The 24612-nt window shown below is 63.5% G+C and carries 23 protein-coding genes, 1 tRNA gene and 1 pseudogene; 13 read left to right on the forward strand and 12 right to left on the reverse strand.

Annotated elements, in window-relative coordinates; all coding sequences use genetic code 11:
• Positions 1 to 2: 2 nt before the first annotated feature.
• On the reverse strand, positions 3 to 1916 hold the full coding sequence (locus ACVIGA_RS39090; protein ID WP_456670229.1) for a right-handed parallel beta-helix repeat-containing protein: 1914 nt from the start codon (positions 1914 to 1916) through the stop codon (positions 3 to 5).
• A gap of 246 nt (positions 1917 to 2162) precedes the next feature.
• Between ACVIGA_RS39090 and hchA the strand changes: the two genes are divergently transcribed.
• Positions 2163 to 3038, forward strand: a complete 876-nt coding sequence (hchA, locus tag ACVIGA_RS39095) for a glyoxalase III HchA (RefSeq protein WP_456670230.1) — start codon at positions 2163 to 2165, stop codon at positions 3036 to 3038.
• A gap of 155 nt (positions 3039 to 3193) precedes the next feature.
• Complete coding sequence (locus ACVIGA_RS39100) at positions 3194 to 3898, forward strand: PA1136 family autoinducer-binding transcriptional regulator (protein ID WP_456670231.1); 705 nt, start codon at positions 3194 to 3196, stop codon at positions 3896 to 3898.
• A gap of 122 nt (positions 3899 to 4020) precedes the next feature.
• On the opposite strand, the gene ACVIGA_RS39105 is transcribed toward ACVIGA_RS39100, so the two are convergent.
• The 3 genes from ACVIGA_RS39105 to ACVIGA_RS39115 form a co-directional block, all read right to left on the reverse strand.
• Entirely contained in the window at positions 4021 to 5346 is a 1326-nt protein-coding gene (locus ACVIGA_RS39105) for a TROVE domain-containing protein (RefSeq protein ID WP_456670232.1), read from the reverse strand.
• A gap of 330 nt (positions 5347 to 5676) precedes the next feature.
• Positions 5677 to 5749, reverse strand: a tRNA-Ser gene (locus ACVIGA_RS39110).
• A gap of 763 nt (positions 5750 to 6512) precedes the next feature.
• Positions 6513 to 7454, reverse strand: a complete 942-nt coding sequence (locus tag ACVIGA_RS39115) for a LysR family transcriptional regulator (protein WP_456670233.1) — start codon at positions 7452 to 7454, stop codon at positions 6513 to 6515.
• A gap of 23 nt (positions 7455 to 7477) precedes the next feature.
• On the opposite strand from ACVIGA_RS39115, the gene ACVIGA_RS39120 reads away from it, so the two are divergent.
• Together ACVIGA_RS39120 and ACVIGA_RS39125 are read left to right on the forward strand one after the other, a co-directional pair.
• Positions 7478 to 8779, forward strand: coding sequence for an MFS transporter (locus ACVIGA_RS39120; RefSeq protein WP_456670234.1), 1302 nt, complete (start codon positions 7478 to 7480; stop codon positions 8777 to 8779).
• A 63-nt stretch (positions 8780 to 8842) separates the two neighbouring features.
• Positions 8843 to 9187 carry a Lin0512 family protein gene (locus ACVIGA_RS39125; protein WP_456670235.1) on the forward strand — a complete coding sequence of 115 codons (345 nt, stop codon included), beginning with the start codon at positions 8843 to 8845 and terminating at the stop codon, positions 9185 to 9187.
• Positions 9188 to 9217: 30 nt separating this feature from the next.
• On the opposite strand, the gene ACVIGA_RS39130 is transcribed toward ACVIGA_RS39125, so the two are convergent.
• The gene (locus ACVIGA_RS39130; RefSeq protein ID WP_456670236.1) at positions 9218 to 10087 is read right to left on the reverse strand and encodes an SDR family oxidoreductase; all 870 of its coding nucleotides are present in this window, start codon (positions 10085 to 10087) and stop codon (positions 9218 to 9220) included.
• A 78-nt stretch (positions 10088 to 10165) separates the two neighbouring features.
• On the opposite strand from ACVIGA_RS39130, the gene ACVIGA_RS39135 reads away from it, so the two are divergent.
• Positions 10166 to 10870 carry a glutathione S-transferase family protein gene (locus ACVIGA_RS39135; protein WP_456670237.1) on the forward strand — a complete coding sequence of 235 codons (705 nt, stop codon included), beginning with the start codon at positions 10166 to 10168 and terminating at the stop codon, positions 10868 to 10870.
• Here ACVIGA_RS39135 and ACVIGA_RS39140 read toward each other — a convergent pair.
• Both ACVIGA_RS39140 and ACVIGA_RS39145 read right to left on the reverse strand, forming a co-directional pair.
• On the reverse strand, positions 10867 to 11421 hold the full coding sequence (locus ACVIGA_RS39140; RefSeq protein WP_456670238.1) for a disulfide bond formation protein B: 555 nt from the start codon (positions 11419 to 11421) through the stop codon (positions 10867 to 10869). The two genes, ACVIGA_RS39135 and ACVIGA_RS39140, sit on opposite strands and share 4 nt — an antisense overlap.
• An 8-nt stretch (positions 11422 to 11429) precedes the next feature.
• Positions 11430 to 11588, reverse strand: a complete 159-nt coding sequence (locus ACVIGA_RS39145) for a DUF5993 family protein (protein ID WP_021080068.1) — start codon at positions 11586 to 11588, stop codon at positions 11430 to 11432.
• 141 nt (positions 11589 to 11729) lie between these two features.
• On the opposite strand from ACVIGA_RS39145, the gene ACVIGA_RS39150 reads away from it, so the two are divergent.
• The 3 genes from ACVIGA_RS39150 (at position 11730) to ACVIGA_RS39160 (ending at position 14574) form a co-directional block, all read left to right on the forward strand.
• Complete coding sequence (locus ACVIGA_RS39150) at positions 11730 to 13058, forward strand: dicarboxylate/amino acid:cation symporter (protein ID WP_456670239.1); 1329 nt, start codon at positions 11730 to 11732, stop codon at positions 13056 to 13058.
• Between the two features lie 16 nt (positions 13059 to 13074).
• Entirely contained in the window at positions 13075 to 13686 is a 612-nt protein-coding gene (locus ACVIGA_RS39155; protein WP_456670240.1) for an LOG family protein, read from the forward strand.
• Between the two features lie 246 nt (positions 13687 to 13932).
• Positions 13933 to 14574: a glutathione S-transferase family protein gene (locus ACVIGA_RS39160; RefSeq protein WP_456670241.1), complete on the forward strand. Its 642-nt coding sequence runs from the start codon at positions 13933 to 13935 to the stop codon at positions 14572 to 14574.
• Positions 14575 to 16429: 1855 nt separating this feature from the next.
• Here the strand turns inward: ACVIGA_RS39160 and ACVIGA_RS39165 are convergent.
• A pseudogene (locus ACVIGA_RS39165) lies at positions 16430 to 16600 on the reverse strand (TMEM175 family protein); the annotation flags it as partial.
• A gap of 520 nt (positions 16601 to 17120) precedes the next feature.
• Here ACVIGA_RS39165 and ACVIGA_RS39170 point away from each other — a divergent pair.
• Positions 17121 to 17270 carry a zinc finger domain-containing protein gene (locus ACVIGA_RS39170; protein ID WP_456670242.1) on the forward strand — a complete coding sequence of 50 codons (150 nt, stop codon included), beginning with the start codon at positions 17121 to 17123 and terminating at the stop codon, positions 17268 to 17270.
• A gap of 245 nt (positions 17271 to 17515) precedes the next feature.
• On the opposite strand, the gene ACVIGA_RS39175 is transcribed toward ACVIGA_RS39170, so the two are convergent.
• Both ACVIGA_RS39175 and ACVIGA_RS39180 read right to left on the reverse strand, forming a co-directional pair.
• Positions 17516 to 17788: a hypothetical protein gene (locus tag ACVIGA_RS39175; RefSeq protein ID WP_456670243.1), complete on the reverse strand. Its 273-nt coding sequence runs from the start codon at positions 17786 to 17788 to the stop codon at positions 17516 to 17518.
• 161 nt (positions 17789 to 17949) lie between these two features.
• A complete protein-coding gene (locus ACVIGA_RS39180; protein WP_456670244.1) occupies positions 17950 to 19503 on the reverse strand; it encodes a winged helix-turn-helix domain-containing tetratricopeptide repeat protein in 1554 nt (517 codons plus the stop codon).
• A 164-nt stretch (positions 19504 to 19667) separates the two neighbouring features.
• Here ACVIGA_RS39180 and ACVIGA_RS39185 point away from each other — a divergent pair, with 164 nt between their 5' ends.
• The 4 genes from ACVIGA_RS39185 (at position 19668) to ACVIGA_RS39200 (ending at position 23106) form a co-directional block, all read left to right on the forward strand.
• The gene (locus ACVIGA_RS39185) at positions 19668 to 20708 is read left to right on the forward strand and encodes an alpha/beta fold hydrolase (RefSeq protein WP_456670245.1); all 1041 of its coding nucleotides are present in this window, start codon (positions 19668 to 19670) and stop codon (positions 20706 to 20708) included.
• Positions 20709 to 20787: 79 nt separating this feature from the next.
• The gene (locus tag ACVIGA_RS39190; RefSeq protein ID WP_456670246.1) at positions 20788 to 21297 is read left to right on the forward strand and encodes a cytochrome P460 family protein; all 510 of its coding nucleotides are present in this window, start codon (positions 20788 to 20790) and stop codon (positions 21295 to 21297) included.
• Between the two features lie 253 nt (positions 21298 to 21550).
• Positions 21551 to 21919, forward strand: a complete 369-nt coding sequence (locus tag ACVIGA_RS39195; protein ID WP_456670247.1) for an ArsC family reductase — start codon at positions 21551 to 21553, stop codon at positions 21917 to 21919.
• A gap of 80 nt (positions 21920 to 21999) precedes the next feature.
• Positions 22000 to 23106 carry an HWE histidine kinase domain-containing protein gene (locus ACVIGA_RS39200; RefSeq protein ID WP_456670248.1) on the forward strand — a complete coding sequence of 369 codons (1107 nt, stop codon included), beginning with the start codon at positions 22000 to 22002 and terminating at the stop codon, positions 23104 to 23106.
• Positions 23107 to 23120: 14 nt separating this feature from the next.
• On the opposite strand, the gene ACVIGA_RS39205 is transcribed toward ACVIGA_RS39200, so the two are convergent.
• Together ACVIGA_RS39205 and ACVIGA_RS39210 are read right to left on the reverse strand one after the other, a co-directional pair.
• Positions 23121 to 23738 (reverse strand): hypothetical protein, encoded by a 618-nt coding sequence (locus ACVIGA_RS39205; protein WP_456670249.1) that lies wholly within the window; start codon positions 23736 to 23738, stop codon positions 23121 to 23123.
• A gap of 3 nt (positions 23739 to 23741) precedes the next feature.
• Positions 23742 to 24344 carry a PAS domain-containing protein gene (locus tag ACVIGA_RS39210; protein ID WP_456670250.1) on the reverse strand — a complete coding sequence of 201 codons (603 nt, stop codon included), beginning with the start codon at positions 24342 to 24344 and terminating at the stop codon, positions 23742 to 23744.
• Between the last annotated feature and the right edge of the window lie 268 nt (positions 24345 to 24612).

Genomic DNA, 24612 nt, shown 5'->3' on the forward strand with positions numbered 1-24612 from the left:
GCTCAGGCCAGCCTGTTGCCGGCGAGATGCACCGTGCGCTTGTCGCAGCTGGGATCGATCGCGACGGCATTGGTCGCGATCCGGCCGTGCGCGGCGACGTTGTTGCTGATCTCGACGTTTCTGGCGCGGCCGACGAAGATCGCGCTGGCGGGCTTGACGTGGAAGAAGTCGCCGGCCCCGAACGCGCCGCCGCGCAGAAATGTCTGACCGATTATGTTGCCGGCGATTTTGACGCCGTCGGCATTGCTGACGAAGATCGCGTAGATGTAGGAATCGTCGATGTGATTGCCTTCGATGATGACGCGCCGGTTCTGGAAATTGTCCTGAAATCCCTTGGCGCCTTCCGGCGGCACCATGCCGACATAGATGGTGCCGAGCGTGCCGCTGCCGCTGGTCAGCTCATTGGCGCCGTTGACGCAGTGGCTGAAGCGGTTGTTGCGGAACACGAGGTTCTCGGCAAATCCGGACTCCGACCAGAAGCCGATGTCGCTGCCAGCCTGTAGAGCGACCCCGGTCGAGAACGTGAACTGGCAATTCTCGACGATGGCGTTCGGCGCCTTCATCAGCACGCGGCCGCAGGCATGGAAATTGCAGCGCAGCACGGTGGCGCCGGATCCGATGTGCGTCAGCGAGGTGATGGCATCGCCGGTCTTGAGCGGCAGGTCCTGCTGCAGCACCACATCGTAGATCAGGTCCGGCTGGGTGGTCGGGCTCCTGCCTTTCCAGATTTGGGCGATCTTGGCCTTCAGCTCCGGCGCATGGCGCTTGGTCAATTGCTCGACCTTGCCGCGTCCGAGCGAGCGAAACGTTGCATGGTCGCAGCTCTCGACATCGTCGCCGGCCGCAAGGCCGACGTCCCATTTCGGGCTGAGCAGAAACCGTCGTGGCGCGGTCTTCGCCACGACGTAGTAGTAGAAGCCATGCACGTTGACGGCGTCGTCGGAGGTGTTGGCGAAACTGCAGTCCTCCATGGTCGGACCGCGCGCGACCGCGGTGAAATGCAAACCGTCGGAATTGGTTGAGATCAGGCGGTCGGTCGTCGCGCCCTTCGGCCGGGGTCCCGGAACGACCGAGACCTTTTGCAGCATCATCGAGCCTTCGCCGCCGTTCTCGATCATGCCCATGCCTGGCGAAGCCAACAGCTTCAGGTCGATCAGGCTGGTGGCGACGCTGGAGTCCACGGCGATGGCGTGCGCGCCGCTGTTTGCAATGGTGACCACGTCACCGGCTGCGATCGGCAGCTGGCTCGGGAAACGATCGTTCGCGCCCCACCGCAGATGCACCTTGATCTGGCCGTCGCTGAGCCGCGTGGCATGGGCCGGGGAAAGGAAATCCCTGGCGCCGGTCTTCAGCGCCCGGTTGCGGCGATCCATCACCTTGAAGAAGCCATCGGTGAAGGCGGCCAGCAGTGCCGCATCATCGGGATAGCCGGGGTCGACCTTCACCGTGATGTCGACTGCTTGCTTGTCGAAGGCGGTGATCGTTCCCTGGGTGAAGGGCAGCGGATCGTAATCAATGGTGAGATCGCGGATGGTGAGGCGGTTGCAGCCGGAGATCACGAAGGTCCCGCTGCGCGCCGTGTTGATCAGCTGCGCGCCATTGCCGTTGAGCTCGAAGCCGTGCAATTGCCGGAACGCGAGCGGTCGCTTGATCCGGTAGCTGGCGTTCTTCTCCAGATTGAGGACGATGTGCACCGGCCCCGCCTTGCTCGCATCAGCCGCTGCCTTGGTGACGGCGGCCAGCGCCTTGGCAAAGGCCGCGTCGGCATCGCCGCCGGAGGTAGCTGTGAAGGTGGCCATGTCGAAGGTCGCGGCCCCGGCGGCGGGCGCCGGTTCGGCGCGGCCTTCGGTGCCGAGCAGCGGGCCCGCCATGAAAAACGAGGCAAGCGTCAGCGCTCGCCGGCGGCTGATCGGCATGGTGCACGGCTCCTTGCGAGACCGGGAAGGGTCCCGCGCACTATCGGTCCGCGGAGATGAACCGCAGCGAAATGGCGGGCAGCAGGCGCGGGGCCTCTCGACGTCGTGATGGGTTCCCTCATGCTGCGCCGGACTGGCGTCAAATTCTTACCAGCCCGTGACGCATTGAGGGAAATCCCTCATTCGCGATTGCGCGCGGCGTGCTTACCTTTGCCGGACCGCAACACGATGAGAGAGGATATCTCGATGACCGAGCAATCCCAGGACAAGCGTCCCGTAGCCGATCCGGCGGAGAACAACGCCTTCTTTCCATCGCCTTATTCACTTGGGCAATTCACCTCGGCCAAGTCGGATCTCTCCGGCGCGGACTATCCCAACGCCTACAAGGGCGGCCGCTGGAAAATCCTGATGATCGCCGCGGACGAGCGCTATCTGCTGTTGCAGAACGGCACGATGTTCTCGACCGGCAACCATCCGGTCGAAACCTTGTTGCCGATGTATCACCTCGACAAGGCCGGCTTCGAATTCGACATCGCCACCGTGTCGGGTAATCCGGTCAAGTTTGAGCTCTGGGCGTTTCCGAACCAGGACGACGCGGTCAAGAGCATCTACCAGAAGTATCTCGGCAGGCTGAAGCAGCCGCTGAAACTCTCCGACGTGATCGAAAACAAGCTCGGCAAGGATTCCGATTACATCGCGGTGTTCATTCCCGGCGGCCATGGTGCGCTGATCGGTCTTCCCGAAAGCCTCGACGTCAAGGCGGTCCTGAAATGGGCGCTCGACCACGACAAGCATATCGTCTCGCTTTGCCATGGCCCGGCGGCGCTGCTGGCGTCCGCGGTCGATGAAGCCAAGGGCGATTATCCCTTCAAGGGTTACAAGATCTGGGCATTCCCCGATGCGATCGATCGGACGACGCCCGACATCGGCTACATGCCAGGTGCGTTGACCTGGGCCTTTGGCGAGGAGCTGCAGGCGCTCGGCGTCGAGATCCTGAACAAGGACATCACCGGCAAGACGCATCAGGATCGCAAGCTGATCACCGGAGACAGTCCCTTCGCCGCCAACAATGTCGGCAAAGCGGCCGCCAAGGCTTTGCTCGACACGCTTGGCGGGCGTTGAAGCCATCGGCCCGGCTCGAGGCGGCGCGGCGAGCCCGCCACGCCGCCAGCGGCCGGACAACGTTGCGCGCCTTGCAGGTCCACCTGGCTTGAGGGAAAGTCCTCAACGGGCAGCGTCGCGCTCGACGGGGTTTCCCGGGATACGATGGCATCCGCATGGACCACTACATTGAAGCCGTGGTTGCGATCGAAGGCAGCGGCAGCTTGTCCGCGACCCAGGCGGCTGTGCGGTCGGCGAGCGTGCCGCTCGGCTACGACCGCTTCGTGATGTTCTCGGCATCCCCCTCGCGCGAGGACCTGGTCGACAGGATCTACTGGGTCGAGGGCGACTGGTTCGGCAAGGGCGTGACGGTCGATGCCGAGACCTATGTCCGGCATTGTCCGGTCACGCGCAATTTCCTCAATGTGGATGAGGCGTTTTTCTGGACCAAGGTGATGTCGGCGCGTGGCGAGAAATACCGCGTGGTGCGGGCGCCGCGCGGGCCCGGTTTCCACGGATTGCAGGTCCCGATGTTCGGGCGCAGCGGCCTTGAAGGTGCGATGAGCTTTGCCGGAACGCGGATCGACGCGTCGGCGCGGGCGCGAGTGGCCCTGACGATGATCGGCACCGCGGCCTTTCGGGCCGCGCGCCGGCTGTTGGAAGCACGCGAGGCGAACGGCGCGTCGAGCCTGTCGCCGCGCGAGCGCGAGGTGTTGCGCTGGATCGCCGCCGGCCGGGGTCAGGCCGATATCGCGGCCTCGCTCGGGCTGTCGGAACGCACGGTCGAGAACCATTTGCGGCATGCCCGGCTGCGCCTGGGCGTCGCGACGACGGCGCAGGCCATCCGGCTCGCGATCCGCAGCGGCGAGATCGAGGATTGAGGCGGGACCGCGCGCGCGGTGGTGAGGCGGCGGACGCTCGCGGTCTTTCGCGGCGATCGCGCCGAAGAAATTGAGCCCGGGCGCGCATCGTGCGTCCGGGCCCGTTGTTGTTGATGCAGACGTCAGTGTGCCGTCGCTTCCGACGCTGCGATCCAGGCGATCACGGCCTCCGAGAAGCCGTCGACCCGCGTCCACGCGCCGTGTCCGACGCCGTGCTGGTAGGACGCCACGTTGACCATGTATCCGCGCCCCTTGGGCGCGGGCACCTGGTCGTGGCTCTGCTCGTCGGTGAAGACGACCAGGCGATCGCCCTTGCGGTCGATCTCCGTCACCGCCTTGCCGAGATACGTCCCGCCATGCGGCTGCGAGCCGATGATCGCATCGCGCAGCGCGAAACCACGGCGCGGCGGCAGCTTCACGACCTCATTGCTGAACGTGAAGATCTCCACCTCGTCGCAGACCTCGCGGGCGAGGATCGCAAGTCCGCAGGCCGCTTCCGCCCGCGTCATTTCAGACTGGGCCGAGAGCGGCGTGAACATCGATCCCGACACGTCGATCAGGAGCCGCGTGCGGCCGTCCAGCCGCGCGTAGTCCTTGACCGACTTCAGCATCGCGGCCTCGAGCTCGGGCTCGAAGTCCGGCGCATAACGCGCCGCCGTGATGAAGCGGTAGGGCAGGATACGATCCGTCCGCATCGCCTCGATCGCGTCCGCAATGGTCCGGCGCGGCACCTCCGCCTTCTGCATCAGGCGCAGGTTGCGCAGCAGCGCCAGCCCGCCGAGCCTGTTCTCGGCGATCAGCCGCTCGAAGGTCTCACGCTTGTCCTTGCCGGACGAAAGCGAGACCTCCCAGGTGTCGGGCGAGGCCAGCTCGCCGTCGACGAGCTGCTTCCACACCTTCTCCTGTGCGGCGTCCTTCGGCTTGGCGTGAACCAGGAACAGCACGTCCTTGATCCGCACCGCGCCGTCGCGATCGTACTTCGCGAGCTGGTAGGCGTCGAACCTGGTGAGCGCCCGCGCCAGCCCCTTCTTGATCTGCGCCGAGACAGGCTGACGCTTGCGCTGCTGCTGCGGGCCGAGCGCTTCCGCCCAGTAGATCGCAAGCAGCTCGGTCATCTCGTCCGGCCGCTGGATCACGCGAGCCAACGTGTCGGCGACCAGCGTGCGGTGCGTCGCGTGCCGCGCCATCTCGCGGACCACGAGCAACGGCGCATGCCGCAGCTTCATGGTCTCGCGGGCGGCGATGGCAAGCTCCGCCACGCGCGCAGGCTCGACCTTCGGCACCAGCGCCTTGATGCGATCGGCGATCGCGACGCCGTCCTCGTAGAACTGGTTCTCCCACAGGAGGCAGTTCAGCAGCGCGCGCCGCAGCTCCATCTCGGGCGTGAAGTGCTTGCCGCGCGCCCCCTCACGGGTGAAGGCGCGCATGATCTTGTTGATCGTGGCCATGATGGCCTCCTTTCTGGGTGAGTGTGGATTGGAAAGTGGTGCCGGGGAACAGACGAGCCTGTACTGCCCTTGCGGGCTTCGTATGCTCTATCCACTGAGCTACGGACTTTCGTCCGGAGGGATTCGAACCCTCGACACTACGATCACGAAGTAACAGCACTCTTCACCACCGGCCGTCGGCACGGCCTCGTGACAAACGCGGAGCGCTTGCGCGGCGATCATGCCAACGATCGAAGACCACGACCCGGGAACATGCGATTGCTGAGACCCCAGCCGGCAGCTTACCCTGCCGATCGGGAAGCGCTCTACCGCTGAGCTACCGGCGCACATGACGCCGGGCGGGATTCGAACCCGCGACCTCTCGTTTCACAGACGATGTAACAGCGATCTTCACCACGGGCGTGGAGGGGGTTGGCGGGGAACAAGCGATGCTGTTGCTGCCCCTGCGGGCGAACCGCCTTTCGGCGTGCGGGCCTCGAACCCGCTCGGCACCGAAGCGCCTTACCACGAAGTAACAGACATCTTCACCACCGCCTGGCCGGCGCAACAACGCCGGCCATTGATAGGTACGCCAGGGAACAAGCGATATCGGTGTTTTTGGGATGGTGCCAACGTCCAAAAGGACCGGCGCTCCACCGTGCGAAGTATCCGACATCTTCACCACCAGCGTCGGTTGAGCCGCACAATGCGGCAAACCGTTTTGAAAGTTTCGTCGCGGCGCTGTCGACGCGCCGCCGTTTGCGAACTCCTTGGAGTTCACTCTGCCATCGGTGTCCGGCTCATCGCCTTGTTCCCTCCGGCAGGCCCCGCGCGCTTGGACACGCGCGTTTCCGCGCGAGCCCCGGGATCCGGGTCTCCCGTTCCGGCTTGCGCCGGGCAATTCGAATGAGCCGTGCTTCGGACAACAAAAAACCCTCCCGAGCGGCTGGCTCGGGAGGGTCCGTTTAAGGCGGACTGTCGACCTCGCATTATGCGAGATCGCTCCCATGAGCCGGGCACACGCTATCGTTCGGCCGAAGGCCGTTCGACAGTCTGCGGAATTTTTCAAAACCGTGTTGCATCATCGTGCTCATGTTTGATCGCGAGCGACAGCGCTCGCGAAGGTTGCGGGACATACGCCTCGTCATGGTCGATGTCAACAAGGGAAATGATCGCGCCGAGAGAACTCAGCGCTGCTTGCGTACCTTCGTCTTGTTCGCCGGCGCGCTGCTGCGCGCGGCGATCCGCGTCAGTGCATCGGCAAACGCGCGCGCGGCGGGGCCGAGCGGTTCGTCGAGCCGGTGGGCGAGATAGGCCTCCATCGCGAGCGCGGCGTTGCGGCCGAGTGCGCCGGTTTCGACCCGCATCAGACGGCGCTCTTTCAAATCGCGCGCGACCTGCCAGAGCGGCAGCCGGCCCCAGCCGAGTCCGGCCAGGATCATAGCGTGCTTGGTGTCCTGATTGCTCACCCGGCAAATCTGCGGCGAGAGCACGCCGAAGCTGCGGCCCTCCGACAGCGGCGTCGGATCCGACAGCACGATCTGCAGATGATCGGCGAGGTCGGCAACGCTCTTGCGGCCGCGCCGCGCGAGCGGATGGCTGGCGGAGGCGACGGCTATGATCTGCACGGCGCAGATCGCATCGAGCGCGAGCCGGGGATCGCGAAAATCCTCCCCAACCGTGACGGCGAGCGCGCTGCGCCGTTCGGTCAGGGCGGCGATCGGCCCGCCCATCGGTTCGACCGCGAGCCGCACGCTCACGGATGGATAGGCTGAGCGCATTTCCGTCAGCGCTGCACCGACGGCGGCGATCGGAAACAGCGTGTCGACCACCAGCGAGAGCTCCGATTCCACTCCCTCGCCGAGGCCGCGCGCCCGCGCTCGCATCGCATCGACGCGGAGCAGCAGGTCGCGGGCGTTGCCGAGCAGCGCCTTGCCTTCCGCCGTCAGCGCCGGGCGATGGCCGGAGCGGTCGAACAGCATGAGACCGAGCTCAGCCTCGAGGTTGGCGATGGCATGGCTGATCGCGGACTGCACCCGCGCCAGTTTCGTCGCTGCGGCGCGAAAGCTGCCGCTCTCGGCGATGGTGACGAAGACCCGGATCTGGTCGAGCGTGAGGTTATCGAGCATGATCTATGAAATCGATCAAATGGATGCAAAACATATCACTCCTGTCGATGATCTGGAACCGCTATCTGTGGTGGCTGAACTGGCGGAGTGGACGCATGACGATCGAGACGGCCGTGGTGCAGCAGAGCGAGGCGAAGCGATGGGCGACGGTCGCCGTCGTGACCGGTTGCGGGATCGGCGCCGCGCTCCAGGTCGGGAAGGTGCCGATTGCGGCGGCGATGCTGCAACAAGACCTCGGCATCGACCTAGCCGCGGTCGGAACAATCGCCGGCATCTTTGCGGTGCTCGGGCTCATCGGCAGCGTTCCGGCCGGCGTCGTGATCGCCGCGGTCGGCGCGCGCAGGGTGCTGCTGTGCGGGCTTGCGGCGATCACGCTCGGTGCGGCTTCGGGCGCGCTCGCGCCGCAGCTTGCGGTGTTGCTGGGGTCGCGCCTGCTGGAAGGGCTCGGCTTCCTGCTGGTGATGGTTTCTGCCCCTGCATTGCTCAATCGCGTGGTCGATGTCGGTGCGCGCGACATCACCATGGCGGTATGGAGTTGCGTGATCCCGTTCGGGATCGCGCTGGCGCTGGTCGCGGGTCCGATGTTCGACGGCTGGCGCGCGATCTGGTGGGCCAGCGCTGCCTTTGCCGCCCTGCTGTTCGTGCTCGCCAGCGTCATCGTGCCTGAGGTGGCATCGCGGACCGGCCCGCGGAGCGGCCTGATGCAAGAGGCAACCGCGCTGGCGCGGCGCCGCACGCCGGCGCTTCTGATGGTGCTGTTTGGGCTCTACAGCCTGATGTTCTTTGCGGTGTTCAGCTTCCTGCCGATCCTGTTGACCGAGCGGCTCGGCGTCTCCAGCCAGGGCGCCGGCGGGCTCAGTGCGCTGGCGGCGGCCGCCAACGTCGTCGGCAATCTCGCCGCCGGCAATCTGCTCGCGCGCGGCGTGAGCCGGACTGGGTTGATCGCAGTTGCGGCAGTCGTAATGGGCGCGTCCGCGGTCGGTATCTTCCTGCCGGTGCTCGGCGGCGCGGGCGGCTTCATGCTGTGCCTGCTGTGCCTGCTGTTCTCTGCGACCGGCGGCCTGATCCCCGCAACGTTGCTGGCGACCGCACCCGCGGCGGCGCGTTCGGCGGCGATGGTGCCGGTCATGATGGGACTGTTGATGACGGGCAGCAATTTCGGCCAGGTGACCGCACCGATCGCAGTCGGCGCGGTCGTCTCGGCATGGGGCTGGAGCGCGGCCTGCGTCATGGTGGTTGCGGCGGCGATCCTTGCCGGTCTTGCGGCATGGCTGCTGGCGCGCGGCGATCACAACAGCGTCAGCGAGGCGAGGGACCCGGCTTGACGCCGCGCGTGCCGGGGGCGAAGGAGTGAAGGTCTCTCACGCCAACGACAACAGGAAAGTTTCATGACACGCGTGCGCTGTATCACCGAAATGGGCATGGGCGTCGACGTCCACGGCCGCGACGCCACCAAGGCCGCCAAGCGCGCGGTCTCGGATGCGATCCGCCATTCCAGCCTCGGCTTCTTCCGCATGCTCGGCAAGACCGCCAACGACATGTTCGTCGACGTCACGATCGCCGTGCCGAATCCCGAAGCGGTCGACACCGAAGCCGTCGCCAAGGAACTGCCCTATGGCACCAAGACGGTGAAGGCGATCGCGGGCGGGCTCGAGATTCCGTCGGATATCGGTAACGACCCGATCCTGATCGCGAATGCCGCTGTCATCGTCAGCTTCGACGACGGCAAATAATCGAAGAACGGTGGGCGGCGTATGCGTGCGTTATTCGTCGCCCTTGAAGTAGTCGGGCTTGCCGGTGGTCCAGGTCTCGCCCCAATGCTGGCCGCCGCCGTCGACGGTCAGCGTCTCGCCGGTGATGAACTTGCCGGAGGGCGCGGCGAGATAGACGGCGGCCTCCGCGATGTCCCAGGGCGTGCCCGGACGCATCATCGGGTTGGAGCGTGGATAGGCGGCGCGGGCCGCCTCGCTGTAGACGTTCCAGCCCTCGGTCTCGATCGCGCCCGGCGCGATGCAATTGATGCGGATGTTCAGCGGCGCCCATTCGACCGCGAGCGCGCGCGACAGGCCGATCACGCCGGAGCGCGCCGCGATCGTATGCGCGATGCCGTAGAGGCCGTGCGTCGTGACCACGACGATATTGACGATGCTGCCGGGATGTTTGCGGTCGCGCCAACGCTGCGCCGCGGCCTGCATCATGTACCAGGTGCCGTTGAGGTTGGTGTTGACGACCGCGTTCCAGCCCTTGATCGAGAAATCGATCGCGGCTTGCGGGAATTGGCCGCCGGCGCTGTTGACGAGATGGTCGACGCGGCCATGCTCGGTCCACAGCGCGTCGAACATCGCGCTGACCGCGTCGGGATCCCTGATATCGACAACGTGAGCCGACGCCTTCGGGCCCTTGCGGCCGAGATGACCGACCAGCGCATCGAGCTTGTCGGCACTGCGTCCCGCGATCACGACATGGGCGCCGAGCCGGGCGAACAGCCATGCGATGGCGCGGCCGATGCCGCCCGCGCCGCCGGATACGACGACCACCTGACCGGCCAACGCGTCGGCCGCGAACACGGTCGGATGTGTCGCGAGTTCGTCGTCGGAGGGACCGAGCGTTGCCTCTGTCTGTTGATCGTTCATGGCCGGTTGCAGACCTTGCAGCTTTCAATGAGCTCCGTACATTAGCCATCCAACAACAACCATGCAAAGAATGTCGACATGACCGATCTGTCAGCCTTTCCCATCACAAAACGCTGGCCCGCCCAGCATCCGGACCGCCTGCAGCTCTATTCGCTGCCGACACCGAACGGCGTGAAGGTCTCGATCATGCTCGAGGAGATCGGGCTGCCCTATGAGGTCCATCTCGTCGACTTCAACAAGGACGACCAGAAGACGCTGGAGTTCCTGTCGTTAAACCCGAACGGCAAGATCCCGGCGATCCTCGATCCCAACGGTCCCGGCGGCAAGCCGCTGCCGTTATTCGAGTCCGGCGCGATCCTGCAATATCTCGCCGAGAAGACCGGCAAGCTGTTGCCGGCGGATGCCGCGCGCCGCTACCAGGCGATCCAGTGGGTGCATTTCCAGATGGGCGGCATCGGGCCGATGTTCGGCCAGGTCGGCTTCTTCCACAAATTCGCCGGCAAGGATTATGAGGACAAGCGGCCGCTGCAGCGCTATGTCGCCGAATCCGCGCGCCTGCTCGGCGTGATGGAGACGCATCTGGCCGGACGGCAATGGTTCATGGACGATGAGTACAGCATCGCCGACATTTCGATGCTCGGCTGGGTGCGCAACCTGATCGGCTTCTACGGCGCGCGCGAGCTCGTCGAGTTCGACCAGTTCACCCATGTCGCGGCCTGGCTGGAGCGCGGTCTCAAGCGGCCGGCCGTGGAGCGCGGGTTGAATATCCCGAAGCGGCCCTAACTCGTCTGCTTCAGCAGCTCGTAGACGACCGGATTGTCGGCGCAGGCGGCAAAGCCGCATTCGAGCAGGGTGGACACTACGTTCAGCGCCGTCAGCCCGACCACCAGCCACACGGCGCCTTGCGCGAATTTGCCGGGCGAAGTGCCCGGCGCCGCGCGGTGCTCGAACTGGCGATCGAACAGCAGCATCGCGGCGAGCAGGACGATCGCCGCGATGAATCCGATCAGCGCCCACGAATAATAATGATAGCCGAGCAGCGCGGACCCATAGCCGGCATCGCCGGGGAGGATGTGCAGCAGGACCTGCCGGGTCGAGACCGAGGCGCCGAGGACGGCCGTCAGCAGCGACAGGGCATAGTGGCTCGGCCGCGGTCCGAAGCGGATGTTCAGGATCGGTCCGATCGCCAGCAGGGCGAAAAGGATGCGCTGCAACAAACAAAGCGGGCAGGGCAGCTCGTGCAACAGCAACTGCGCTGCAAAAGCCGCGGCCAGCAACAGCGCGAGGCCATAGAGCGCGAGGGCATTGAGGGTCACGGCCTGGGTGTCGGTCATGGCTTGCCTCAGAACGACAGCGTGAGACGGTCGGTGGCGTGGTGCAGCAAGGTCGCGACGCAGGCGACCAGGATCACCGCGAACAATCCGATCGCGAGGGGACGCGGACCACGCCAGGCCACCAGCATGGCGATGGTGATGGCGAGAAACAGTGCGGTGAATTCCATCTCAGCCTCCGGATGCGAGCCGGCCGTAGTCTATGACAGATTCGTGTGCGCGCGCGGCGGGCGCGAATGGCCATTGTCGCTTGCGCGCGGCTCCGCCAAGATGGCATCACCAGATGAGTTCATTCCAGCCCGGGGCACCTCATGACCACAGACGCGATCAAGCCCGCCGCCCATCACCGACATCAGCCCTGGTACAAGATCCTCTACATCCAGGTGTTGATCGCGATCGCCGCCGGCGTCTTGATCGGTCATTTCTATCCCGGCCTCGGCAAGCAGTTGAAGCCGCTCGGCGACGGCTTCATCGCGCTGATCAAGATGATGATTGCGCCGGTGATCTTCTGCACCGTGGTGCATGGCATCTCCTCGATGGGCGACCTCAAGCGCGTCGGCCGGGTCGGGCTGAAGGCGCTGATCTATTTCGAGGCGGTGTCGACGGTCGCGCTCGCGGTCGGCCTTCTGATCGGCGAGCTGCTGCAGCCCGGTCGCGGCTTCAATATTGACCCCTCCACGATCGATCCGAAATCGGTCTCCACCTACGTGACGCAGGCGAAGGAGCAAGGCATCGTCGCCCATTTGATGGCGATCATCCCCGACAGCTTCTTCGGCGCGCTGGCGCGCGGCGACCTGCTGCAGGTGCTGCTGATCTCGATCCTCTCGGGGTTTGCCATTGCCCTGATGGGCAAGCCCGGCGAGCCGATCGCCGAGGCGATCGACAAGGCGTCCAAGATGTTCTTCGGCATCATCCGGATGATCGTTCGCGTCGCGCCGCTCGGCGCGTTCGGTGCGATGGCCTTTACCGTCGGCGCCTACGGTCTCGGCTCGCTGGTGAACCTGGCGGCGCTGATCGCTACCTTCTATCTCACCAGCATCCTGTTCGTGCTGATCGTGCTGGGCGCGATCGCGCGGCTGGCGGGCTTTTCGATCATCCGCTTCATCGCCTATATCAAGGACGAGCTCCTGATCGTGCTCGGCACCTCGTCGTCGGAGACGGTGCTGCCGCAGATGATCCAGAAGATGGAGCATCTCGGCGCCTCGCGCTCGGTGGTCGGCCTCGTGGTGCCGACCGGCTACAGCTTCAATCTCGACGGCACCAACATCTACATGACGCTGGCGACGCTGTTCCTGGCACAGGCCACCAACACCCATCTGACGATTTGGCAGGAGCTCGGTATCCTCGGCATCGCCATGATCACCTCGAAGGGCGCCTCCGGCGTCACCGGCGCGGGCTTCATCACGCTGGCCGCGACGCTGTCGATCGTGCCCGATATTCCGATCCAGTCGATCGCCATCCTGGTCGGCATCGACAAGTTCATGAGCGAGTGCCGCGCGCTGACCAACCTGATCGGCAACGGCGTCGCCTGCATCGTGATCAGCCTCTCCGAGGGCGAGCTCGACAAGGACGCGCTGCACCAGACCATGGCGCATCCGCTCGAACTCGGCGAGGCGCTCGAACCGGGCGGAGCGGGCTAGCGTGCAAAGGTTCAGTATGAATACGATACGTTCCGTCTGTGTCTATTGCGGTTCCTCGCCAGGCAACGATGTTGCCTTTGTCGAAGCGGGCGAACGCTTCGGCAGGGATCTTGCGGCGGCAAGATTGGAGCTGATCTTCGGTGGCGGAACCAATGGTGTCATGGGTGCGGTCGCACGCGGGGTGCTTCAATCCGGCGGCAAGGTCGGTGCCATCATCCCGCGCTTTCTCACCAACCGAGAGTCCACCACGGATGCGCTGGCAATCTTCGATGACCTGACGGTTACCGAGACAATGCACGAACGTAAGCACAAGATGTTTGAACGTTCGGACGCGTTCGTGGCGCTGCCCGGCGGCATCGGCACAGTGGAAGAGATCATCGAGGTCATGACCTGGGCCCAGCTCGGGCAACACCGGAAGCCGATGGTCTTTGCCAACATCAAGGGCTTTTGGGATCCCATGCTGGCCATGCTCGACCACCTGCAACGCGTTGGTTTCCTTCACAGCAGCCACCTGATCCGTCCGATCGTGGTTGATCGCGTCGACGGCATCATCCCGGCGATCATGGCTGCCGCTGCGTCCACCCGCACGTCTTCCGAGGGCAGTGCCGCTGTCATCGACAACATGTAGCGCGGTCAGGGTCGCGGGTAGGGGCGCTGCCAAAATATCGAAAACAACCCCATGCAAAGTAGCCGGCGGTGGCCGGCATTCGACCAAGCAACTTGACACGTCGGGCAACTCAGGCGTAATTTTCTAATATTCAGAAATATGTCCCTCGCGCCGGGCTTTGGGTGCATGATGCGCCATCGATAATCCGTTGCGCGGCTGCCTTATCTCCGAGTTCCTTCATCCAGCCCAATCCAGGAACGCTCAACTATGTTCACCGTCTATGGCGAAGGTCGTGGCTTCCGTGTGGTCTGGCTGCTCGAGGAATTGGGGCTGGCTTATCGGCTGCGCCCGGTCGATCTGCTCGCAGCCGAGATTGATCGCGATTTCCTCGCGATCAACCCCGCCGGCTTCATTCCCGTACTGCAGGACGGCGAGACGATCATGGTCGAATCGATCGCGATCCTTGAATACCTGCTCGCCCGCCACGGCTCAGGTTCGCTTGCCGTCGCCCCTGACGATCCCGCCTTCGCTTCCTACCTGCAATTTCTCCACATGGGCGAGGCCGGGCTCGCCGGGCCGATGAACGCCGTCATTGTCGGTCGCCAATTGGCGCCTGAAGCCGAGCGAGATGCCCGGGTTACTTGTTGGGCATTCGAGACCTTCGAGAGCCGGCTGGGGTTGGTTGTCCGCCGCCTTGCGGATTGCCCCTATCTCGCCGGCGACCGATTCACTGCGGCCGATATCTCGGTGAGCTACGCGCTTCTGCTCGGCATGCGAACCGGCAACTACGTCCCTGGTTCGACCGAGCGGGACTATCTCACCCGCACGACGGCACGCCCAGCCTACCTCCGAGCGATGGAAAGCTGCCAGGCAACCAAGGCTTGGGCGGCGAGATCACCGGGATTGTAGCGCTCGCTTCACCGGAGCGGCCAAGCGACTGCAGTAGTCCTGCATAAGCCGTGTACTCACTGAGCGGCCGGTGCCTGATGTCCGCTTGAGCGCAACAGCGGCGGAAAAGCGGACATCTCCCGAGATCGCCGAAGGGCCAAGAGGCGAAATGGTTTCGCACTCAATGAATGAAAGAGGTCGCCAACTGAGACGGCCTTATTTGCTGATGTGTTCAAAATTGAACATCCGGAACTGCCAAGATATGGCCATACTCGAATTATGGTCTCAAAAACGAAACCGCTTACCTCCGAAGAGTTTGCCTCCTTGCTTATAGTCGGCAATACGTCCGGCGTAACCAGCCCTCCAGCAGTGATCCCGGCCGAACACAGCGCCCGGCTGATCGCAATGGGTTACATGGTCCAACTATCGGGCAGGCTGCGAATGACCACGCAGGGCAGAATGCAAATATGTGCGGGACAACTCACCACCTAGGCAGGCTCACAACGCCCCCAAGCTGAATGATGCTTGGTGGCGTTGCGCTAGCCCCGGATAGAGCAATCCTCCGGCGCTTGCTAGATCAGCACACGGCTTAGCTCTCGTCTGAGCAAAATTGCTCACTTTTGAGTTTTAGATGGGTGTTAGTCCGGGAGTGTCGAGCCGCGGGGCCTGGTGGGCGATGCTTTCGGGCAGTTGGGTCCGAGCAGGAGCGGACATTCAACGCGGTTTATTGCTAGTTCGTCCGAAGATGGCGACCTTGATTGTAAACAAGCCCCCAAAGTTCGCTGGCGTTCCAAGGCTCACTCTTCCCTTCAGTGAGCTTTTTGGCCACTGCACTCGCGAAACCGTCGCCGACTGGAGGCTCTCTCGAAATGATCCGATAGCGATCCAATGAGGGGCTCTTCGGCATCGCGATCGTAAGCCGCCGACAAATATTTGCAGCCACGGCGGCTGCATCGGCTGGAGGTATGCCCTTTTCGTCGCGCAAGGTTTGCGCGATTATTCGTTCTGCTTTGCCAGCGTCAATTCGGAGTTCTGTCATTTTCAGCCCCATTCTGAGGAAGCTACTCTGCTGTGGGAACGCCGAACTCTCGGCCGTCTTTGACGAAAGACGATAGTTGCCAACTACGCACGATCTGACAAAATACAATCCGTTATTGGCCAGTCAGCGATACGCCCTCCGAACGAGGCGTTCACTGGGGTTCAATGGGCGCCACACGGACAAATGCGCGAGGTCTGAGATAGGTCAGACTCGGAAGTCGGATCGCGTAGTCCAGAGACGCCGAGGCGGCCTTACTTCTCAGTCCGGTCGCTTCAATGGACCTAAGATCAGTCTCATCGTTACTGGCGATTTTGGTGGATCCGGACGATCACAATCAATGCAGCGGAACTCACGACCGTCCCTCTTCGCTAGCAGCCATCTCATGGGCTCGCTGCATTTATTGCAGAGAGGTGGGGGCGTATTCCTCGGCATAAATGCTCTCGCGGTATAGGCGGGAGCACAAAACTCTCAGTCACCGGTGGATGCCGTGGGCGGTCGATGATCCAGGCACTAGGCGCCTTTCGTTTGAGTAAGTCGACTCACACTTTGCTGGGTGCCCAGAACATCGGCCAAACCATTGCAGTAGTCCTACTGACAGCACTGGCCAAACCTTGGTTGCCGCTCGATTAATCGGAATCGGGACACCGAGATGGCTAATTTGTCCTCGACGGCCAACGCCGGGCCGCCCACCAGCCTGCCAGAGGCGCGCCAAATGCGAGACACCATGTGAATTGCGCAACCGACGGCGCGACAACGGCTATCAGCGTTCCAAACACGCACACGAAGACCGGGAAGACCGCGGTGGCGAACAACTCAGGATTGCGGTGACCTCGCAGCGCCGGCGACGATAAAGCTGATCATCAGCGCGATGACAGGTTGTGCGTACGCACGGACAAGGTCTATCCAAGCCGGCGCGTTCGCGAACGTGCTGGCCTTCGGTAGATCATAGGCCAGCAGCGTCATAGCAACGCCGAAGATGGTGTTGCTCAACGCCTCCAATCGGCGCATTTCGAAAAGACCGATCTGCTTCAGTGTGCCTCCCCCTCAAAGCCGCCGAACACGCTCGCGGAGCGAGGCCGCTTGAGATCCGGCGACGCTCTCAGCTGCAGGATTGTCTGGTATAACCTCCTTATGGGCAAAGTAACCGGCCCATCGCAGCACACTTCTTAGATTCAACAATGATCATCCAACAACGTTGGTTGCTGTTGGGACAGTGACCATGTCCGGTTCAAAAGCAGACGCAGACTTAGGGCTGTGCGATGTCCGCTGAGGGCCAAGGAGTGACATGAGCAAAACGGGCCGCCAATTGAGACGGCCTACAACTTCTGTCAGATTGTGCATGTTACCCGGAGGGTCCAAGATGCTCACATGCGTGGCGCGATCATCAAACCACAGGCGTCTTGGCATTGGCTCTCGCTATGTCGCGAGGGTATCAAACTGATACGGATATCCTGCCGACGCAGCCGCTGCCTCCGGTGATCGCGCCTGACAAATAGGCCCCGAACTGAGGCGGCCGGAAAGGCTTCAAATGCAGCCGAAGATCAAAGAGAGTGTCTGCCCGGCCTGCGATGGCACGGGCTTTCCGGTCGTAGTGCAGTCGGCAAAGCCGGGCCACAAAATCTATCCGGTCAAATGCAAGACCTGCGAAGGCAAGGGCAAGATTGCGGACGACAACTGAGGCGCCCTTACTTCTCTTGATGTTCGAGCCGGATCACGAAGCGTTCGCCGCTCCACAGTTCGATATTGTGGCCGTCTATGAGCTGCTTAGCCCAAACTATAGCGTCGCTGTCGCCGGCGCACTTGAACGCGCGGAACGCGGTAAAGTGGCCGTCTTGCCCAACCGTATACGCCGGTACTCGTTCACTTGGGCGAGTCGATCTTCAAATTTAGGGGAAACGGATCGGCGATGCATCTGGGCGCCTCCTAGATCGGCACCAGTGAACCGGGAGACATCAACCACTCAGCCATATGTGCAGCGGCTTCATCATGCCGCGCGCGTCGCAATAAACCGTCCCGTTCGGAACCTGGGGGAAGCTTTGTAGCGCGTGCGCGCAGGTCTTTGGCTTCTTCGGCAAGGCGTTCTTCAAGGGGACTAATGTGAGCAACGCGGCGGCGGCGGCGCTTCATGGCTCCTCTCTCCACTAACAATCCTGACCAAAACGGAATCAAGAAGCGCGACGAAGCCAAAAGTTCCATCACTGATGCCATTAAATGCCGGCCACTGAATCAAACAACGCCCCCAAGCTGAATGGATGCTTGGTGGCGTTGCGCTAGCCCCGGAAAGAGCAATGCCCCGGCGTTCTGTATGTCGGGTAGCGTACCGCTAGGTACAAGGGCAACACGTCCTCCGAGCGGCGTCAGTCCGGGACGCCTGCCGCCTTGAGGGTTTCACGATAGGCCGCGGACATCGCTTCCACCGGGAAGGGGATCCGGGCCAGGAATCCGGAGATCGTGAATTCCGGATCCACCTTGAGCAGTTCGCGCGCGATCTGGGTCGCGCGCTCGGTCTCGCCGGTCTTGACCAGCGCCACGATCAAGACGCGCAGCGCGACCGCGAAGCGGCGGTTCTGCGCCAGCGCCTTGTCGGCCCACATCACTGCTTCGGCAAAATTCTGGTCGAGCACGGCGCAGATTGCGAGCGCGGCGGAGGCGAACCAGCCGCGCGGGTCGTGCGGGTTCAGCCGCTGTGCGCGCTCGATCATCGCCCGGCCGGCCTGCTGGTTGCCGCGCATCGCCTCGATCCAGCCGCAGAGGACGAGCGCCATCGCCGAATTCGGGTTGATCGCCAGCGACCGCTCGAACAATTCGCGCGCGGGTTCGATCTCGTCGGCCATGTTCCAGATCGCGAACGCCGCCATCCACAGCACCTGAGGGGCACCGGGCGCGAGCTCGACCGCGCGCCAAGCCTGCATGACCGCGCGTTCCCGGTAGGCGTCGTTCGGCTTCAGCCAACCCTGGACATGACGCATCGCATGGCAATAGGCCGACGCCGCCAGCGCCGGCGCGTAAGCCGGGTCGAGCGCCAACGCCTGGTCGAGGCAATCGAGCGCGGCAACCATGCTCTCGGGCGTGAACTCGTACCTCAAACTGTAGGCGCGCAGCAGCAGGTCGTAGGCGTCGAGCCTGTCGGGTGGCGCCGACCTTACCCGCTCGGCTTCCGCGACCAGCAAGGTCGGCTCGATCGCGCCGACCACGTTCTCGGTGATGCGGTCCTGCAGGTCGAACACGTCGGTCGCCGCGCCGTCGAACCGGTCGGCCCACAGATGGGCGCCGGAGACGGCGTCGATCAATTGCCCGGTGATGCGCAGGCGGTCGCCGCCGCGGCGGACGCTGCCTTCGAGCACATAACCGACGCCGAGATCGCGCCCGACCTGCCGGATGTCGACCGCCTTGCCCTTGTAGGTGAAGGCGGAGTTGCGCGCGATCACCGTGAGGCGGCTGCAGCGCGCCAGCGCGGTGGTGATGTCCTCGGCGATCCCGTCGGCGAAATAATCCTGCTCGGGGTCGCCGCTCATATTGGTGAACGGCAGCACCGCAATCGACGGACCCTCGCTCGGCCGTGGCGGGGCGGCCTTGTCCGCAACCGGATGATCGGGCGCGCTGTGCTCCCTGACATCGCCGACGAAGCGCAGGCCTTTGCGGGGCAGGGTGCGGATCAGCCGCTGTTCCTCGCCATTGTCGCCGATCGCGGTCCGTGCCGCATTGACCCGGCTGGAGAGCGTCGCTTCCGAGACGATCCGCCCATGCCAGACCGCCGCCAGCACCTCGTCGCGACTGACGACGCGGTCGCGGGCGCGGATCAGGAACTCGAGCAGATCGAAGACCTGCGGCTCGACGGCCACCAGGGTATCGCCGCGGCGCAGCTCCCGGCGCTCGGAGTCGAGGATCAAGTCATTGAAATGGTAGGTCAAATCGAAGGGTCCGGCGGCCGGCGGCTGAATGCCGGGCGGAACCTAGCACAGGCGGCGTGGGGCCAAAATCACGACGGTCTGAAGGATAAATCCACGTCCTCTGAAAGCGGACGGGGGCGGTCTCTGCGATAGTCGATCCCGACACCAGACTTAAGGAGATCGCCATGTCCCAATCCGTCAATCAGCAACGCCGCCGCTTCCTCGGCATCGCCGGCGGAATCCTCACCGTTTGCAGGCTCGGCTTGATCGGATCGGCCCAGGCGCAGACCAAGGCGGCGCTGCCGGCGGTCAAGGCGGGTAGCCACACCACGATCGGTCCGGTCAAGCAGATCAATGCCGGCGTGCTCGATACCGGTTACGTCGAGATGGGCCCGGCGTCGGGTCCCGCAGTGATCCTGCTGCACGGCTGGCCCTACGATATCCACAGCTATGCCGACGTCGCGCCGGCGCTGGCTGAGGCCGGCTATCGCGTGATCGTGCCGCATCTGCGCGGCTACGGTACGACGCGTTTCCTCGCGAGCGACACGATGCGCAGCGGCCAGCCGGTCGCGGTCGCCGCCGACATCATTGCCTTGATGGATGCCTTGAAGATCGAGAAGGCTGTGCTCGGCGGCTATGATTGGGGTGCGCGCACTGCCAACATCATGGCGGTGCTCTGGCCGGAGCGCTGCAAGGCCATGGTGTCGGTGAGCGGCTATCTGATCGGCAGCCAGGCGGCCGGCAAAATGCCGCTGCCGCCGAAGGCCGAGCTGCAATGGTGGTACCAGTTCTATTTCGCGACCGAGCGCGGCCGTGAGGGCTATGCCAAGAACCGGCACGACTTTAACAAGCTGATCTGGCAGCTCGCCTCGCCGCAGTGGAAGTTCGACGACGCCACCTACGACCGCAGTGCCACGGCGTTCGAGAATCCCGACCATGTCGATATCGTGATCCACAACTATCGCTGGCGGCTTGGTCTCGCTGAAGGCGAGGCGAAGTACGACGCGTTCGAGAAGACGCTGGCGCAGGCGCCTGTGATCGCGATCCCGACCATCACGATGGAGGGTGACGCCAATGGCGCGCCGCATCCGGAGCCCGCGGCCTATGCCAAGAAGTTCTCCGGGCATTACGAGCATCGGACCTTGACCGGCGGCATCGGCCACAACCTGCCGCAGGAAGCGCCGCAGGCCTTCACCCAGGCCATCATCGACGTCAGCAAGGTCTAGAGCGTTTTCAAGCGAAGTGGATGCCGGTTCGCGTGAAGAAAACGCGTCAAACAATAATCGAGAGCGCGGATCACGGATCATGAGACAGGTTGTGAAATGGGCAGCTGCCGCGATCGCGGCAGCCTGCATCAGCGCGTCATTGCCGTTCGCCGTCGGACATGCCGACGATGCGGCGCTGGCATCGCCGATCTTCGGCGTGAAGATTCCGGACGGCTATCGCGACTGGAAGCTGATCGCGGTCGGCGAGGAGACCGGGCTCGACGAACTGCGCAGCGTGCTCGGCAATGCGACCGCCGTGAAGGCCTATCAGGACGGCGCCGCGCGATTCCCCGACGGTACCGTGCTGGTCAAGCTCGCCTGGAAGCGCAAGCCGGTTGCGGGCCTCAACGGTGCGTTCATCACGGGACCGGCGACCACTGTCCAGGTCATGGTCAAGGACTCCGCCAAATATGCCTCGACCGGCGGCTGGGGCTTTGGCCGCTTCATCGACGGCAAGCCGGTCGATGCCGCCCAGCACGAGACGTGCTTCGCCTGCCACGAGGCCCATGCCAGCGATCACGATTTCGTCTTCACGCATGACGCGCATTGAGGCCACTAATATCGGTGTGGAGACCGCTTCTTCTCGTCATAACCCGATGTCATCGCCCGGCCTCGACCGGGCGATCCAGAGGCTGCTGTGAGATACGGAGATGCCGCGGCGTACTGGGTCCCCCGGTCGAGCCGGGGGACGACACCGAGTATGGGCACTACGCCTTCTTCACGTCCTCGCGGCGCGGTCTGATCTGGCGCTGCCGTTGCAGTGAGGCTAGTTTCTCCGCAGCAATCGCATGCGGGGAACGGCTTTGACGATCACCATCTACGGCATCAAGAACTGCGACACCATGAAGAAGGCGCGCGCCTGGCTCGACGATCACGGCGTCGGCTATGACTTCCACGACTACAAGACCGCCGGGATCGCCAAGGACAAGCTCAAGCAGTGGAGCGACGAGGTCGGCTGGGAGACGCTGCTCAACCGCGCCGGCACCACGTTCAAGAAGCTGCCCGATGCCGACAAGGAAGGACTGAACGAGCGCAAGGCGCTGGCGCTGATGGCCGAGCAGCCCTCGATGATCAAGCGCCCGGTGCTCGATCTCGGTTCGAAGCGCGTCGTCGGCTTCAAGCCGGACACCTACGCCAAGGAAGTGCCGGCGAAGGCGCGCAAGAAAGGTTGACGCGTTGACCCGCAACGGCCTTGACACAGGCTGGTGTCGCGAGTCTTGTTCCCGATGGTAAAATCTGCTTGTTGAACGCCATGGGCACCGTTCGCAACGTCGAAGGCGATTTTCCCCAAGGTGGGGGCGAAGCTGCCGCACTCATCAGGTCTCTTGACTGGTCTGCAACCAGCTTGGGGCCAATCGCGGACTGGCCTGCACACCTCAAGAGTGCAGTCAGCCTTATGCTGCCGGCAAAAGCACAGATAGTGCTGTTCTGGGGGCCGGAGTTTGTGGCGCTATACAATGACGCCTATGCACCGTCGATAGGTCAGAAGCACCCAACGGCTCTTGGACGGCCTGCACGCGAGAATTGGGCCGAGTTGTGGGATGATTTAGAACCGCTACTGAGAGGCGTCCTCAACACCGGCGAAACAGTCTTCGCCAAGGATCGTCCCTTCTACATCGAGCGCCACGGCTACCCGGAAACAGTTTACTTCGACATCTCCTATTCTCCTGTTCAAAACCTGGCGGGCGAAATTGGCGGTGTACTTTGCATCGTCAGTGAGACGACCGAACGTGTAGCTGCGCAAGAGCGCCAACGGCTGCTCGCTCGGGAGGCAAACCATCGCGTAAAGAACATGTTTGCCGTTTTCCAAGGCATCATAAGTCTGAGCGCTCGGTCAGCTCGAACGCCGCAGGAAATGGCTCAATCCTTACGGGGCCGTCTGAACGCTCTCATGCAAGCCAAGGATCTAATCCGTCCCGGGATTATGGGTACGGAGACCCACAGCGAGCGAACGACCGTGGGAGACGTCGTGCGAACGGTCTTGCGACCGTACGAAGATGACACGTCTCGCGAACGCATCATCCTAGGGGGACCCACTGTGCCCGTGGGTGTTATGGCCGTGACCGGTCTCGCTCTCGCGCTGCATGAAACCACGACGAATGCGGCCAAGTATGGCGCGCTATCGGAGCCGACCGGTTCGATCAGTGTCACATGGGCGACTGAGGGCGACAACTTGCAACTTGATTGGAAGGAAACAGGCGGCCCCGCAATTGTCGCTCCGCCATCAGCCAAAGGTTTTGGGAGCGTGCTTGCGGAGCGCAGCATTTCTGATCAGCTCGGCGGCAAGGTTGAGCACAGTTGGCTGCCGAGCGGGCTCAGGTTGAGGGTTACGGTTCCTTTGGATCGTCTTGCAGTCTGAGGCTTTGCACGGGCCTAGATCAGCTCGACTGAATCATGGCTCGCCGGACGATCCGCCGGCACGAACCTGCGATCGATCACCGCCCGCACGGTGACGACCGGCACGGCCTTCGCCTTCACGCCCATCAGATTGTGCAGCCGAAAGCCGCCCTCGATGCTGATCGCCTTGTACGAGCCGATGATGTGCTCGACGGTGCCGCCGCGCCCGAACGGCAGCAGCAGCCGCTCATAGGACACGTCCTTGCCGTCGGCGTCGGTGACCTCCGCAACCGTATAGGTCGGACGCTTGCGCGCGAGGCAGGCGCGATAGGACAGGATCACGCCGGCATAGCGCTCGGGGCCGATCGCGTCGTCGAGATAGCGGTTGGTGCGCAGCCGCGGCTCGACATGCTCGTTGCCATAGGCCGTCGTCAGCCGCGCGCCTTCCTGCGTGATCATGAAGCGGGCGGCGTCGCCGCTGCCGACGACATCAAAACCCATCATGTCGGCCCGCTCGTCGGCGGTGCCGTCGGTGTGGAAATCGCACAGCAGGGGCAGGGTGTCCGGCATGCGCAGCGCGCGCAGCCAGGCGTTCAGCAGCACCCGCTGCGTGATCGATTTGACCACCGATGGATCGGCGCTTCTGAATGGCATGAGCTAGCCGAACTCGAGCACATCCGCGGGCGGGATGCGGCCGGGGGCACGGTGGAACAGGTCGCGGTCGATGATCGCGCACAGCTTGAAGTTCGGCAGCGTCTCGTTGCCGCGCATCAGATTGCGGATCTCGAAACTGCCGTTGTCGCTGATCGTCTTCAGCGAGGCGACAAGATGCGTGACGGCACCGCCGTCCGAGAACGGCAGCAGCAGTCGTTCATAGGCCACGACGTGACCGTAGATGTCGTCGATATCGGTGATGGTGTAGGCGGGCAGCCGCCGCGCGATGCATTCATGGTAGACCGGCATCACGAGCGGTGCGAGCCGCGGTCCGAGATAGTCGTCGAGCAGGCGGCCCTTGCCGCTGTGTCCGTAGGCGGTGGCCATCCGCGTGCCGTCGCTCTCGATCGTCAGTTGCGGCGGCTGCGCTGCCGCGTCGACGGTGAAGAACACGGTGTCCGGCAGATCTTCCTCGATCCGCTCCGGCTGAAATTCATCGATCCGCGGGATGGTCTGGCCACGGGCATAAAGTCGCAGCCACGTGTTGAGAAAATCACGTTGCCGGATCGACTTGATGACCGAGGAATTGGCGCTCTCGAAATGCAAGGCTCTGGCCGCCCTTAATACAATGGCGAGAGCGTCGGCGAGAAGCGGAAATATTCTATGAAAAGGAAAGTCAGGAGCAAAACAGCCTTAATGACGGCTTTCCGAGGCGCAAAGCGCGCTCGAAGGCCATTCGACTAAGGATCAACCGGAACTGGTCGTGCCAATACTGCACTGCACAGCTTTCCACCTTGCGTAACCGCCACAGATGACGGCATATTCCGGCCCGGAGGCGACAGGCCCCCGGACGGTTTCCAAGACGTACGGACAA

The sequence above is a fragment of the Bradyrhizobium sp. USDA 3240 genome (genome assembly GCF_054063295.1).